This window comes from Pseudomonas sp. GD04091, from assembly GCF_029836165.1.
Lineage (GTDB): Bacteria > Pseudomonadota > Gammaproteobacteria > Pseudomonadales > Pseudomonadaceae > Aquipseudomonas.
In genome coordinates, this window is sequence record NZ_JAOEBG010000021.1 from 39,178 (window position 1) to 52,488 (window position 13,311).

General features: G+C 66.0%; 14 protein-coding genes. 7 read left to right on the forward strand and 7 right to left on the reverse strand.

All coding sequences use genetic code 11. From position 1 onward, the window contains the following. From N7422_RS21145 to N7422_RS21170, 6 genes are all read left to right on the forward strand, one after another. Complete coding sequence (locus tag N7422_RS21145; protein WP_279808358.1) at positions 1–1,428, forward strand: MBOAT family O-acyltransferase; 1,428 nt, start codon at positions 1–3, stop codon at positions 1,426–1,428. 71 nt (positions 1,429–1,499) lie between these two features. Further along, entirely contained in the window at positions 1,500–2,582 is a 1,083-nt protein-coding gene (locus N7422_RS21150; protein ID WP_279808359.1) for an alginate O-acetyltransferase, read from the forward strand. Between the two features lie 18 nt (positions 2,583–2,600). Continuing rightward, positions 2,601–3,230, forward strand: coding sequence for an alginate O-acetyltransferase AlgF (locus N7422_RS21155; protein WP_279808360.1), 630 nt, complete (start codon positions 2,601–2,603; stop codon positions 3,228–3,230). A 30-nt stretch (positions 3,231–3,260) separates the two neighbouring features. After that, positions 3,261–4,664: an alginate biosynthesis protein AlgX gene (locus N7422_RS21160; RefSeq protein ID WP_279808361.1), complete on the forward strand. Its 1,404-nt coding sequence runs from the start codon at positions 3,261–3,263 to the stop codon at positions 4,662–4,664. A gap of 101 nt (positions 4,665–4,765) precedes the next feature. Beyond that, positions 4,766–5,842, forward strand: a complete 1,077-nt coding sequence (locus N7422_RS21165; RefSeq protein WP_279808414.1) for a polysaccharide lyase — start codon at positions 4,766–4,768, stop codon at positions 5,840–5,842. A 14-nt stretch (positions 5,843–5,856) separates the two neighbouring features. Next, positions 5,857–7,290, forward strand: coding sequence for a right-handed parallel beta-helix repeat-containing protein (locus N7422_RS21170; protein WP_279808362.1), 1,434 nt, complete (start codon positions 5,857–5,859; stop codon positions 7,288–7,290). Between the two features lie 28 nt (positions 7,291–7,318). Here the strand turns inward: N7422_RS21170 and N7422_RS21175 are convergent, their stop codons facing one another. Beyond that, complete coding sequence (locus tag N7422_RS21175) at positions 7,319–7,750, reverse strand: GNAT family N-acetyltransferase (protein WP_279808363.1); 432 nt, start codon at positions 7,748–7,750, stop codon at positions 7,319–7,321. After that, positions 7,740–8,126, reverse strand: coding sequence for a DUF488 family protein (locus tag N7422_RS21180; RefSeq protein ID WP_279808364.1), 387 nt, complete (start codon positions 8,124–8,126; stop codon positions 7,740–7,742). Before N7422_RS21180 ends, N7422_RS21175 begins: the two co-directional genes overlap by 11 nt. Before the next feature lie 128 nt (positions 8,127–8,254). On the opposite strand from N7422_RS21180, the gene N7422_RS21185 reads away from it, so the two are divergent. Beyond that, positions 8,255–9,871: an inorganic phosphate transporter gene (locus N7422_RS21185; protein WP_279808365.1), complete on the forward strand. Its 1,617-nt coding sequence runs from the start codon at positions 8,255–8,257 to the stop codon at positions 9,869–9,871. Positions 9,872–9,937: 66 nt separating this feature from the next. On the opposite strand, the gene N7422_RS21190 is transcribed toward N7422_RS21185, so the two are convergent. The 5 genes from N7422_RS21190 to N7422_RS21210 form a co-directional block, all read right to left on the reverse strand. After that, entirely contained in the window at positions 9,938–10,633 is a 696-nt protein-coding gene (locus tag N7422_RS21190) for a glutathione S-transferase N-terminal domain-containing protein (protein WP_279808366.1), read from the reverse strand. Positions 10,634–10,665: 32 nt separating this feature from the next. Next, entirely contained in the window at positions 10,666–11,181 is a 516-nt protein-coding gene (locus N7422_RS21195) for an N-acetyltransferase (RefSeq protein ID WP_279808367.1), read from the reverse strand. A gap of 104 nt (positions 11,182–11,285) precedes the next feature. Continuing rightward, a complete protein-coding gene (locus tag N7422_RS21200) occupies positions 11,286–12,059 on the reverse strand; it encodes an OmpA family protein (protein WP_279808368.1) in 774 nt (257 codons plus the stop codon). Positions 12,060–12,069: 10 nt separating this feature from the next. Next, positions 12,070–12,465, reverse strand: a complete 396-nt coding sequence (locus N7422_RS21205; protein ID WP_279808369.1) for a DUF4398 domain-containing protein — start codon at positions 12,463–12,465, stop codon at positions 12,070–12,072. 331 nt (positions 12,466–12,796) lie between these two features. Next, complete coding sequence (locus N7422_RS21210; RefSeq protein ID WP_279808370.1) at positions 12,797–13,294, reverse strand: PaaI family thioesterase; 498 nt, start codon at positions 13,292–13,294, stop codon at positions 12,797–12,799. Positions 13,295–13,311 lie beyond the last annotated feature (17 nt).

The following is a 13,311-nucleotide window of genomic DNA, read 5'->3' on the forward strand; positions in this document are numbered from 1 at the left end:
ATGATCTTCGCCTCCAACGTATTCCTGTTCCTCTACCTGCCGTTGTTCCTGGCCATCTACTACCTGGCCCGGCCGCAGTGGCGCTCGCTGGTGATCGTCGCCGCCAGCTACATCTTCTACGCATGGTGGCGCCCGGACTTCCTGCTGTTGTTCGTCGCCATCACCTGGTGGAACTACGCGTTCGGGCTGCGCATCAAGGCGCGCCTGGATGCTGGCGACAAGCGCTGGGCACTGCGCCTGTTGTGGATCGGCGTGGCCGGCAACCTGGCCACGCTCGGCTACTTCAAGTACGCCAACTTCGGCGCCGAGGTCCTGGCCCTGCTGCTGGCTCCGCTGGGCATCAACACCTGGACGCTGGAGAACATCTTCCTGCCGCTGGGCATCTCGTTCTACGTGTTCCACGCCCTGAGCTACATCGTCGACATCTACCGCAAGGACGCCACGCCCACGCGCAGCTTCATCGACTTCGCCGCCTTCGTCGCGCTGTTCCCGCACCTGGTGGCGGGCCCCATCCTGCGCTACAGCCAGTTGGCGCCGCAGCTGCGCCAGCGCAGCCACTCGCTGGAACTGTTCTCGCTGGGCGTGTGCCGCTTCATGCTCGGCTTCATCATGAAGGTGCTGATCGCCGACCGCCTGGCGCCGATCAACGTGCTGTTCATCGGCGAGGGCACCCTGCAGTTCAGCGATGCCTGGTTCGGCCTGGTGGTGTCGACCCTGCAGCTGTACTTCGACTTCGCCGGCTACAGCCACATGGCCCTTGGCCTGGCCCTGATGATGGGCTTTCGCTTCCCGGAAAACTTCAACCAGCCGTATGTGTCGCAGAGCATCACCGAGTTCTGGTCGCGCTGGCACATGACCCTGGCGCATTTCCTGCGCGACTACGTGTACATGCCGCTGGTGCGCAAGCGCGTGGCCGGCGCGCTGCCGGCGCTGGTCTGGACCATGCTGCTGTCGGGCCTGTGGCACGGCGCGAGCTTCGCCTTTATTTGCTGGGGGTTGTTCTTCGGCATCGGCATGGTGCTGGAGCGCAAGTTCGGCCTGGCGACCAAGGTCAGCACGCCCTATCACCTGGGTCGCAACCTGCGCACCGGCCTGCTGATCGTGCTGAGCATGCCGCTGTTCTTCACCATGGACCTGCGCCACAGCCTGCAGATCTACCAGGCGCTGCTGGGTTTCAACGGCTTCGGCTCGCTTGAGCTGTACGTGCTCGGCGCCTCGAAGATGGCCATGGCCTTCGCCCTGGTGGCGTTCGCCTGGCTGATCCTGGCCGGGATCAACAACGTGCGCTTCTACGCCGGCAACAAGGAGGGCTACTTCATGCGTCACGTCGGCGTGCTGCACAGCCTGCTGCTGTGGGGCGCCTTCCTGCTGGCGCTGAGCAGCCTGGCGGCCAATTCGTTCTCGCCGTTCCTGTATTTCCAGTTCTAGGGGGCTCCTGTGGGATCGCGTCAAATCAATGAATTGTGTCTCTGCTCCACGGGAGTGCCATGTATCCAGTGATGAATTCGGCCAGCAAGGCCAACGGTGTGATCTTCGCCCTGGTGCTGGCGGCGATGTTCGTCTACTCGCTGCCACCGGTGCTGAGCTTCGCCCGCACCCAGACCGACGCCTGGAACCTGTTCGTCGACGGCAAGCTGCTGCGCAAGTTCGAGCAGGCGTACGACAAGCGCTTCTTCCTGCGCGCCCCGTCGGTGGAGCTGTGGGCCGACGCCCAGTTCCAGCTGTTCGGCGAAGGCACCAAGGGCGTGGTGCTGGGCAAGGACGGTTGGCTCTACACCAACCAGGAATACCGCGTGCCCAATGACCTGGACGCCAACCTGGCAAGCCAGCTGGAGCAGATCGTCAAGGTCGAGCGCCAACTGGCCGAGCAAGGCAAGCAACTGGTGCTGCTGCCACTGCCGATGAAGCTGGACATCTACGCCGAGCACGCCGAGCGCGCGTTCGACCCGCAGGTGATCAGCCTCTACGACCGCTTCGTCGCCGGCCTGCAAGACCGCCGGCTGGATGTGGTACCGCTGCGCGAAGCCTACCTGCGCAACCTGTCCGGGCCACGGCTGTTCCTCAAGTCCGACACCCACTGGAGCCCCGACGGCGCGCGCCTGTCGGCCTACGAGCTGGCGCGCCAGCGCCCGCAGCTGCTGGGCGACCAGGTGTATGTCTCGCACAAGACCGGCGACAAGCGCATCAACGGCGACCTGATGAACTACCTGCAGTTCGACCACGCGCGCCTCGCGCCACAGTTCGGCCCCACCTCGATCGCGCTGTACGAGACGCTGCGGGCCGAGCAGAACAGTGACGACTTGTTCGCCGAGCAGGCGCAGAGCCTGCTCCTGGTGGGCACCAGCTACAGCAAGATCGACGATTGGAACTTCGTCGGTTTCCTCAAGGAAGCGCTCAACCGCGACCTGCTGTCCGTCGCCGTGGAGGCTCGCGGGCCGTTCGAGGCGATGAGCCAGTTCCTCGCCAGCGACCAGTTGCACAACCCGCAGATCACCACCGTGCTCTGGGAGTTTCCCCTGCGCACCCTGCTTGCCCAGCGTCCCGGCACGCTCGAGCGCGGCACCCAGCCTGCGCATTTCTGACGTTTCAAGGAGATCCTGATGAAGCTTTCGCCCCTGTTCACCGCCCTCGCCCTGGCCGTTGCCAGCCATGCCGCCCTCGCCGCCGAAGGCAACGCCGACCTGTACGACGCCGTGGCGCCGGCGGATTCCGCGTTCGTGCGCGTGCTCAACCTGTCGGACAACAGCATCGACGTGACCCTTAGCGGCAAGGTCAACCCGCAGAAGGTCGCCCCGGGCCAGCTCAGCGGCTACCGCTTCGTCCCGGCCGGCGTCCACAAGATCGGCATCGGTGCCAAGGCCATCGAGCCGACCCTGGTGGCCAACGCCGCCAGCACCGTGGTGTACGACGGTCGGCAGCTGAACCTGATCGCCGACCAGTACGTCAACGAGCCGAAGAAGGCGCAGGTGGCCTTCTACAACCTCACGCCCGCACAGGCCATGCTGCGTACGGCGGACGGCAAGCACGAGGTGGTCAAGACCCTGGCCAGCGGCCAGACCGGCACGCGCATGGTCAACGAAATCAAGATCGACTTCGCCGCTTATGTCGGTGACAAGGAGGTGGCCAGCTTCGACGAGCTGTTCCTCAAGAAAGGCCGCTCCTACAGCTACGTGCTGCTGCCGGGCAACCGCAGCCTGAGCCTGGCCAACAGCATCGACCCCACCGAGTGACGCAGTGCCACCAGCAAGGATGACCGGCCCATGAACACCCTCCTCCCCCTCGGCCTGGCGGCCACCCTGGCCCTGCTGAGCCTGCCTGGCCAGGCGGCGCAGGCCACCGCCAGGTCCGGCTGCGACAGCTTGCAGTGCATGGTCTGCCCGGCCCTGGCCGAGCCACGGCATTATGCCGAAGGGCGCATGAAGCTGATGCGCCAGATCGTTCCCGGCAAGGAGCGCTGGCTGTTCCGCTCGATGGTCGACCTGACCAACGATTTCGGCATCCCCACGCCCATGCGCCCGGAGTTCGCCCGGCTGATGGATGCCTTCCACAGCCAGGGCATCCAGGTGGCCATGGCGATCCAGCCGACCCGGGGCCTGATGCATCACGACAAGCTCTATGCCGACCAGTTGCACGGCTTCGACCATGCGCGCGCCAGCCGCAATCTCGAGGCCTACCTGGGGCAACTGCGCCAGGGCGGCGCGGTGGTGGCGCCGATGATGCAGCTGGTGCGCCAGCCGCCCAAGGGCGAGTACTTCTTGCGCCGCGACCATCACTGGACTCCGGCCGGCGCCGAAGCGACCGCTAAACTGATGGCCGAGGAAATCCGCCGCCAGCCGTTCTATGCCGACCTGACCAAGAAGCAGTACCGCACCGAGCCCGGCGTGATGGTGCCCAAGGACGGCACCCTGAACCTGGCGCTGAGCTACATCTGCGGCAACAACTACGGTTTCCAGTACGTGCGCGGCTACCAGACCATCCCAGTGGCCGACAGCAGCGATGCGCTGTTCGACGAAACACCCGACCCACAGGTGATCCTGGTGGGCGACAGCAACGCCGCGGCCCGTGAAGACGAGAGCAAGCAGTTCAACTTCGACGGCTACCTGAAGCAGTACCTGGACGTGGACATCCTCAACTACGCCCTGCCTGGCGTGGGCGAGGACGGCTCGCTGCTGGAGTACCTGCTGTCGGCCGACTACAAGGCCGACGCGCCGCCCAGGCTGATCATCTGGGAACTGCCGGCCAACTACCGGCTGGACTCGCCACTGATGTACCGCCAGCTGGTGCCAGCGGTGCATGGCGGCTGCAAGACATCGAAACAAGTGCTGGCCTCGAAACTGCAGCGCCCGGCGCTGAAGGTCGGCGAGCGCATCGAGCTGCTGAGCAATGCCGGCAGCGCGCGCCAGTCGCTGACCGGATCGAAAGGCTTCCTCGACATCCGCCTGAGCGACAAGAACGTCAAGGACTTCTACATCATCGTCTATTACGACAATGGCGCCCGCGACAAGGTGTGGTTCCGCCGCGAGGCGGCAGTGAGCGGCGGCCAGTACTACCTGGAGCTGAGCAAGGCCCCGGAGTTCGCCGGCGCCAACCTGCTCTCGGTGTTCCTCGAACCGACCAAACCCGGCACCGCCGCCACCGATGTGGAGACACGCCTGTGCCTGTAATGTGCCTAGCCGCTCCCTGTGGGAGCGGGTTTACCCGCGAAGGCCCCGACACATCCTCTGGCCTGTTTGCGGGCAAGCCCGCTCCCACACGCATCCTTGCACTGCTCGCGTTCGTCCTTGTGCTGCCCCAGGCCCAGGCCGCCCAGTCGATCTGGCCCGCCCGCGCCACCGCGCAGGCCGCCATGATCGCCGACTACCGTACCCTGGCCTGCAACAGGGAGCCGCCGCCGCCCTACACCGGCAGCCTGCGACTGCAGAGCAAGTACGACCAGCGCGACACCAGCAAGTCGACCCTGCGCGCCAGCCCAGACGCCGACAGCGAACGCATCGCCAAGCAGGTCAAGCAGTTCATCGGTGGCCTGGTCTACGCCGGCAAGCGCTTCCAGAACGCGAAAAAGCCCCAGGACGCCAACATGGCCCTGGCCTGTCAGGACCAGTGGCTGGAACACTGGGCCAAGGCCGGTGCCTTGCTCGACCCGGACGCCAGCAACACCGGCATTGCCGCGCGCAAGTGGGCGTTGGCGGCGATGTCCGGCGCGCTGCTGCTGACCCAGGCGGCCGCCGATGGCAAGGTCCGGCTCACCCCCGTGCAGCAACGCTGGTTCACCCAGCTGGGCGAGCAGGTGATCCGCGAATACGACCCGCGTCGCCAGTCCACCACCGTCTACTTCAACAACCATGACTACTGGGCCGCCTGGGCGGTGGCCGCCGCCGGCATGCTGGTGGGCCGCGACGACTTCATCCAGTGGGCCGATGGCAACCTGCGCCGAGGCCTGGCCCAGGCCGTGCGCCATGGCGAATATGCCTACCTGCCGCTGGAAGTGGCCCGCAGCAAACTGGCCGCCAACTACAGCCAGTACGCCCTGGTGCCGCTGGTGCTGCTCAGCGAGTCGGCCCGCGCCAACGGCCTGCCCTGGAGCGACGACGACCAGCGCACCCTCGAGCGCCTGGCCAGCTTCGCCGCCCGCAGCGTGCTCGACCCTGACACCCTGCCCGAGCTCAAGGGTCAGCGTCAGGCCGATGTCGCGCCCTACAAACTGGCCTGGCTGATCCCGTTCCTCGCCCGCCAGCCCAACCACCCCCTGGCTCGCCAGCTGTACGACAGCGAGGACGGCGAAGTGGACAACTACAGCCAGATCGGTGGCCCGCTCAAGCCGGCCTACCCCAACCTGCCTTGACCAAGGACGCTCCCATGGCCCCGTTCAGCCGCTTCTCTTTCACCAGCCTGGCCGCGCTATTGCTGGCGGGCGCCGTCCACGCCGCCCCCACGGTGGATACCCTGCCCCTGGCGCAACACCAGCAGCAGCTGACCCAGTTGCGCCAGCACGCACGCCAGGCCGTGGCCTTCGAGCAGGCCCGCCGCCCGCCACCGCCGGGTCGCGCCAGCGTCAGCCTGCAGACGATGTTCTCGTCCCAGGCCGGCAGTTGGCCGTTCGAACCCTTCGTCAACAACGGTCTGTTCCGCGCCATCGCCGGCTACCAGGCGCACCACCCGCAGGCTGTGGTGCTGCGCGGTGGCAGCATCACCCTGGCGCAATTGCATGACGCCCTGCGCGATCCGCGTATCCTCAAACGCTACAAGGACGGTTACCTGCTCAGCTATCCGTTGATGATCGGCGCGGACGCCGGGCTGGTGCTCGAAGGCACCAGCCTCTACCTGTACAGCTTCTCCGGCACGGCGCTGATCAACCAGGGCTGGCTGGGGCTGAACCAGTCATCGCTCCAGAGCATGGCCGGCGACAAGGCCGGCAACACCGACCGCGCCTGGCGCCCGTTCGTGGTGGCCTGGGCCGGCAGCCACACCCAGGTGATCGGCTCAACGCTCAAGCGGCTGGGCTACAACGCCAATCTTTCCCGTGGCCTGAGCACGGCGCTCAGCACCCAGCAAGCCGCCACCACGCGCCCGGCCACGCTGCTGATCGAAGCCAGCCGGTTCAGCGAGCTGTCCAGCGCGGTGGAACTGCAGCACAGCCAGGCGACCATCACCGGCAGTCAATTCGAGCGCTCGCAGCAGTACGCGATCGACGTCCGCGACAGCCAGTTGCGCGTGCAGGGCAACCAGCTGCGCGGCATCGACAACAACAGCGGCGTGCGCCTGCGTGGCCAGACCCGCGCCCTGATCGAAGACAACCTGATCCTTGGCGCGGCCAAGGCCGCCATCGAGATCAGCGACCAGCGCGGCGCCGTGCTGCTGGCCGGCAACCGGATCGGCGACAGCCGTGGCAATGGCATCCAGCTGCGCAACCTGATGCCCACCTCTACGGCCCCGCTGCTGATCGACGACAACCTGCTGGCCAGCAGCCAGGGCAGCGCGGTGGACGCCAGCGAAGTCGCCGCCCTGGCACTGGTGGGTAACCGCATCGGCAATACCCCGGAGTACGCCATCAGCCTGCGCAACGCCGCACCCCAGCCGGGGCCGCTGCTGATCAGCGGCAATCGCCTGGGCCAGGTGGGCAAGGCCGTGGTGCGGGTCGAAGGCATGCGGGAGGTCGAACTGGGCGGCAATACCTTCGATGGCAAGGCCTTGCTGCAGAACCTGCTGATCGGCGATCTGTTGCCGGTGCAGGGGCAGGTGCTGGAAGCGACGCAGGCCGACGCAAAGAGGGTGCGGGTGCGTAATCAATAGCGCCGCAGACAAGCCCGCTCCCACAGCATCAAGCCACCGATCGCTGCATCCGCACGAAACACTCGTCCATTCCCATCTCGACGAATCCCCGGCGCTGGTACAGGCGCCGCGCCGGATTGCTGCTGAACACCATCAACCGCAGCGACGGCAAGCCTCGCTGCGCCGCCCAGCCGGCGAGCTGCTCCAGCACCCAGCCACCCACGCCGCGGCCTCGATGCTCGGGCAGCAGGTGCAACTCACGGATGAACAGCGCCTGGCGGTCCTGGCTGAGGCTGCAGAAGCCCAGCACCTGCTCGTCCTCGACCACCAGCCATTGCTCGCGCCAGCCCCAGGCTTCATCGAACGCCTCTTCGATCCACAGCAGGTCGAATTCACGGTAGTACGGCAGCATCGCGCGGCGGGTGAGGTCGCGGGCGAAGGTCAGGTGCTGGTCGGTGGCGGGGATCAGTTCAAGGGGCATAGCACACCGGCGAACTTGCCGGGCCACGGCGTTCCAGTTCGTCTTCCAGCCACTGGGCAAGCACCTGGGCGTTGTTGTGCTCGGTATCCTTGCCGGCGTACAGCAACGTCAGGTCGCCCTTGCTGGCCAGGTCCAACAAGGGATACCAGTGCTCGGGGTGGTCGGCCAGCTCCTGCCGGTAACGCCGGGTGAAGCCGGAGAAATCCACGTCGCCGGCATGAAACGCCTTGCGCAACGCGTCGGAGGGCGCGGCCTCGCGCAGCCACTGACCGTGCAGGTCCTCCTTGCGCTTGTTGCGCGGCCACAGGCGATCGACCAGCACACGCTGGCCATCCTCGGCGCCAACCGCTTCGTAGACGCGTTTGCAGCGAATCATCAGACACTCCTGCGACATCGTTCACCAGCAAGCCTAGGGCCTTCATTGACCGAGGTCACGCACCAGTAACGAATTGTTTCTATGCTCAAAGCCCTCGGCATCATCGCCCGACGCCAACCGGAGCCCTCATGGCAACCCCGTCCCTGGCCAGCCAGACCGACCTGGCCGCGCGCAATCCGCGCCCGCAGCTTGCCCACAAACCTGGCCGCGCCACCCTCACGCTGTTCTTCGGCCTGCTGCTGGCAGGCCTTGCCTACACCTTCTGGAGCCTCAAGCAGGACGTCAGCGCCAGCGGCACCGTGGTCACCACCATCACCCCCTTCCTGCTGCTGGGCCTGGCGCTGCTCATCGCCCTGGGCTTCGAGTTCGTCAATGGTTTCCACGACACCGCCAACGCCGTGGCCACGGTGATCTACACCCACTCGCTGCCGGCATCGGTGGCCGTGGTGTGGTCGGGGCTGTGCAATTTCCTCGGGGTGCTGCTCTCCAGCGGCGCGGTGGCCTTCGGCATCATCGCCCTGCTGCCGGTGGAACTGATCCTGCAGGTCGGCTCGTCCGCCGGATTCGCCATGGTCTTCGCCCTGCTGCTGGCGGCGATCATCTGGAACCTCGGTACCTGGTGGCTGGGGCTGCCGGCGTCGTCCTCGCACACCCTGATTGGTTCGATCATCGGCGTGGGCGTGGCCAACGCGCTGATGCACGGGCGCGACGGCACCAGCGGCGTGGACTGGACCCAGGCCAGCAAGGTCGGCTACGCCCTGCTGTTCTCGCCACTGATCGGTTTTGCCTGCGCCGCCCTGTTGCTGCTCGCCCTGCGGGCGCTGGTCAAGCGCCGCGAGTTGTACCAGGCGCCGGAGGGCCAGACGCCACCGCCCTGGTGGATCCGCGGCGTGCTGATCCTCACCTGCACCGGCGTGTCGTTCGCCCACGGCTCCAACGATGGCCAGAAAGGCATGGGGCTGATCATGCTGATCCTGGTCGGTACCCTGCCGATGGCCTACGCGCTGAACAAGACCATGCCCAGCGAGCAGGCCCTGCAATTTTCGGCGGTCGCCGAGGTGACCCGTCAGGCGCTGGTGCGCTCGGCGCCGGCCACGCCACCGGCCGACCCGCGCCAGGTGCTGACCACGTTCATCACCGAACCCAAGGCCGGCCCCGAGCTGGTCCCGGCGCTGGCCGCGCTGGCGGGCATGATCGGCGAGGAAGTCAAAGGCTATGGCTCGCTCAACCGCGTACCGGCCGAAGCCATGGCCAACGTGCGCAACGACATGTACCTGACCAGCGAAGCCATCCGCCTGATCGACAAGCACCAGCTGGCCAGCTTCGACGCCGACACCGCAAGCCATGTGCAATTGTTCAAGCGCCAGCTGGACGATGCCACTCGCTACATCCCGCTATGGGTCAAGGTGGCGGTGGCCATTGCCCTGGGCCTGGGCACCATGGTCGGCTGGCGGCGCATCGTGGTGACGGTGGGCGAGAAGATCGGCAAGACCCACCTGAGCTACGCCCAGGGCGCCTCGGCCGAGGTGGTGGCGATGTGCACCATCGGCGCGGCGGACATGTTCGGTTTGCCGGTATCGACCACCCACGTGCTGAGCTCGGGCGTGGCCGGGACCATGGTGGCCAATGGATCAGGGCTCCAGCGGCGCACGCTGGTCAATCTGCTGATGGCCTGGGTGCTGACGTTGCCGGCGGCGATGCTGCTCGCGGGAAGCTTGTACTGGCTGCTGAACCAGGTGTTCTGACCCGCGCCAGGAACAAGACCTCCGTGAGAGCGGGAGAACCAGCTCCCACGGAGGCCTCGTCCATCGTCAACCGGGAATCTTCAGCCCACGCTGCACCGCCGGACGCTCGAGGAACGTCGCCAATACCCGCCGCACCTCGCCGAACCGGTCGAACTCCACCAGCTCCCGTGCGTTGTAACGCTCCACCAGGTTGCGCACCCAGGGGAAGATGGCGATATCGGCAATGCTGTACTCATCGACCATCCACTGTCGCCCTTGCAGGTGCCGGTCGAGCACGCCCAGCAGGCGCTTGGACTCGTTGACGTAACGGTCCCGCGGGCGCTTGTCCTCGTAGTCCTTGCCGGCGAAGAAATGGAAGAACCCCACCTGGCCGAACATCGGCCCGATGCCGCCCATCTGCAACATCAGCCACTGCAGCGTCTGGTAACGCTGGGCCGGGTCCAGGCTGAGCAACTGGCCGCTCTTCTCTGCCAGGTACTGCAGGATCGCGCCCGACTCGAACAGCGGCAGCGGCAGCCCGCCCGGACCATCAGGGTCGAGGATCGCCGGGATCTTGTTGTTGGCGCTCAGCGAGATGAACTCGGGGCTCAGCTGGTCGTCGCTATCGAAGCTGACCTTGTGTACCTCGTACGGCAGGCCGATCTCCTCGAGCATGATCGAGACCTTGACACCGTTGGGCGTGGCCAGCGAATAGAGCTGCAGGCGCTCGGGATGCTGCGCCGGCCATTTGCGGGTGATGGGGAATGCGGAAAGATCGGTCATGTTCGCGCCCTGGAGAGGTTGGGTTGCTCAATTTAAAGGCCTGAAGGCGACCTGACCATCACCCAGTCTATGTGCCGTTCATCGCCACACGGAAAAATCGCCTCCCCCACCTTGCCGAAGCCATTGCGCCCGTAGAAGCGAATGGCCCTGGCATTGCGTTCGTTGACGGTCAGGCGAACAGGGCCTTGGGTGTGGGCCAGAGTCGCCTCGAGCAGCTGCTGCGCAGCGCCCTGGCCGTGGGCGCAAGGCAGTACATAGCATCGGGAGATTTCCACCAGGTGGTCGGCAGCGGCGATGCCCAGTTCGCCAGGCGCCAGGTCGAGCATGCTGTAGCCCACCACCTGGCCGCTCTGCTCGACCACCAGCAGACGCTTGTGCGGGTGGCGCAAATGCGCCTGGAAGTGCTCGGGCTGGAGATGGTGGGCGATGTAGTGCCGCTGGGCGGCGGGGGCGCTGTCGGGCGGACTGGCCAAGGCGAAGGTGGCCTGGCCGACGAGGCTCAAGGCCGCACAGTCTGCGTCGCAGGCCGGACGGATCTGGTAGGGCATGGCAACATCCTGTCGGGTAGCCGGATCACACCCGACAATGCCAGTCCCGACGCGGTGCTGCAAATGAAAAGGCGATCCGATCTGCATCGGATCGCCTGCCGGACTCAGTGACGCGTCGCCACCGGTCGCGCGTCATGGGAGACGACCACCTCCACCCGGCGGTTGAGCTGGCGCGACTGAGCGTGCGCGTTGCTCGCCACCGGATATGCCTTGCCATAACCGACGCTGACGATCCGTTCCGGGGCTACCCCCTGACGGTGCAAGGCATTGGCCACCGCCGCCGCGCGCTGTTCGGACAGGCGTTGGTTCAAGGACTCGCCACCGGTGGCGTCGGTGAACCCTTCGATACGCACCTTGCGCTCAGGATTATCCAGCAGGAACTGGGCAAGCCGCTGGATATCAGCATGGTTGCCAGCACGCAGCTCGGCCCGTCCGGTATCGAACAGTACGTCGCCGAAGGTCACCACGGTGCCGCGCTCGGACGGTTGCCCCTTGAGCGCTTTGAGCGCATTGAGCTGAGCCGTGCGCACATCGAGCCGAGCCTGGGTGCGACGCGCCTCGATACCCCGCATGCCGGCCTCGGCCTGGCGCAGGACGATGGTCTGCTCGGCAGCCTCGATGCTCCGGTGGGCCAGGTAGGCAAGTTGCCCGACTTCGGGCGACTTGCGGTTGCCCAGCGAGGCCTGCTCGGCTTTGTCCAGCGCGGCTTGCGCCTGCCGGGTTTCCAGGGCTGCCATACGGTGCGACTCCGGCTTGCCCTGCAAGGCCGCGTAGGCCTGCCTGGCTTCCAGCAACTGCGGGTTTTCCGGCGTGGCGGCGCATCCGACAAGCGTCAGGGTAAGACCGGACAGGGCAGGCAGCAGATAGCGTTTCGACATGTTCGGTTCCTTACTGAGCAGGGTGGGTCGGGATGGCATCTGGCGCGCCGAGCATTTCATGCTTGAGCACTTCGATGCCTTTTTCCGCGCTGTCGAGTTGATCCAGCGTCCTGTGAGCCCGCGCCTTGATTTCGGCGAGACGGGCATCGGCCTCGGCCTCCCGCGCCAGCAGACGGGCCTGCTCGTACTGTTTCTCACCCAGTGCGCGGTCCATGGCGCTCAGCTTGTCCTGGGCTTCACGCATCTCCACCGGTGCGTATTGGGTCGCATCGGCCGTGACCGCGCGGTTGACGGCATTACGCGTGAGTTCGATCTGTTCGGTGGGCACCACCACGCTGGAACACGCCCCCAGCATCACGAACAGGCCTGCAAGCGGCAGCGTCTTGCGGTTGAAAAGAACAGGCATGGAAAAGCTCCTTCGGTGCACGCGCAAGCCGGTGTCCGGCGAACGTCGATCACCACCGGCATCGGCACCATCGTGCGGGAATTGTCTGAAATGCTCGTCGCAAACCGGCAATACCGGTAGCGCGGAGTCTTGCCAAGACTTCGGAGATCGAGAATCTCGAAGACAGACTGTTGGAAAAGCGGGCTCAGACTATTCCCGGCGACCGGGCGGACATAGAGGACTTTTCACAAGCGACCCATCAGTTTTTTCAACAGTCAGCCAGGCTCGCCGTTGTACAGCGAAGACTCGCTGCAAGCGCGCGGCCAGACCTGCGCGCACGCTTGGCCAGGGGCTAGCCCTGCTGATGGGCCTGGCGCTTGAGCTTCTCGGTATCGACCCGCACGAATACCGAGTCGGCGCTGACGGTCAGCACATCCCCGGCCCAGACCTCGCAGATCACCCGGCTCTTGCGCCCGACGTCACCCTCGACCCGTGCCTTGAGCAGCAACTCGACACCCATCGGCGTGGGCTTGAGGTAGGTCAGGCCGAGCTGGCCAGTCACGCAGTCGATGCGCGGCAGGCTGCCCGGTTCGCGGCCTTCGGCGCGGTAGTGATAGGCCATGGCCGTCCAGTTGGAATGGCAGTCGACCAGCATCGCCAGCAGGCCGCCGTAGACCAGCCCGGGCCAGCCGATGAAGGCCTGGTCAGGGGAATGACGGCACAGCAGGTGGATACCGTCGACGTCCCAGCGGCTCTCCAGGTGCAGACCCGTGGGGTGGGAAACGCCGCAGCCGTAGCAGGTGCCTTCGGGGGCGGCGAGTTGTTGCAGGGAAAGCGCGTGCTCGGTCATATGCATCCTTGGCTTGT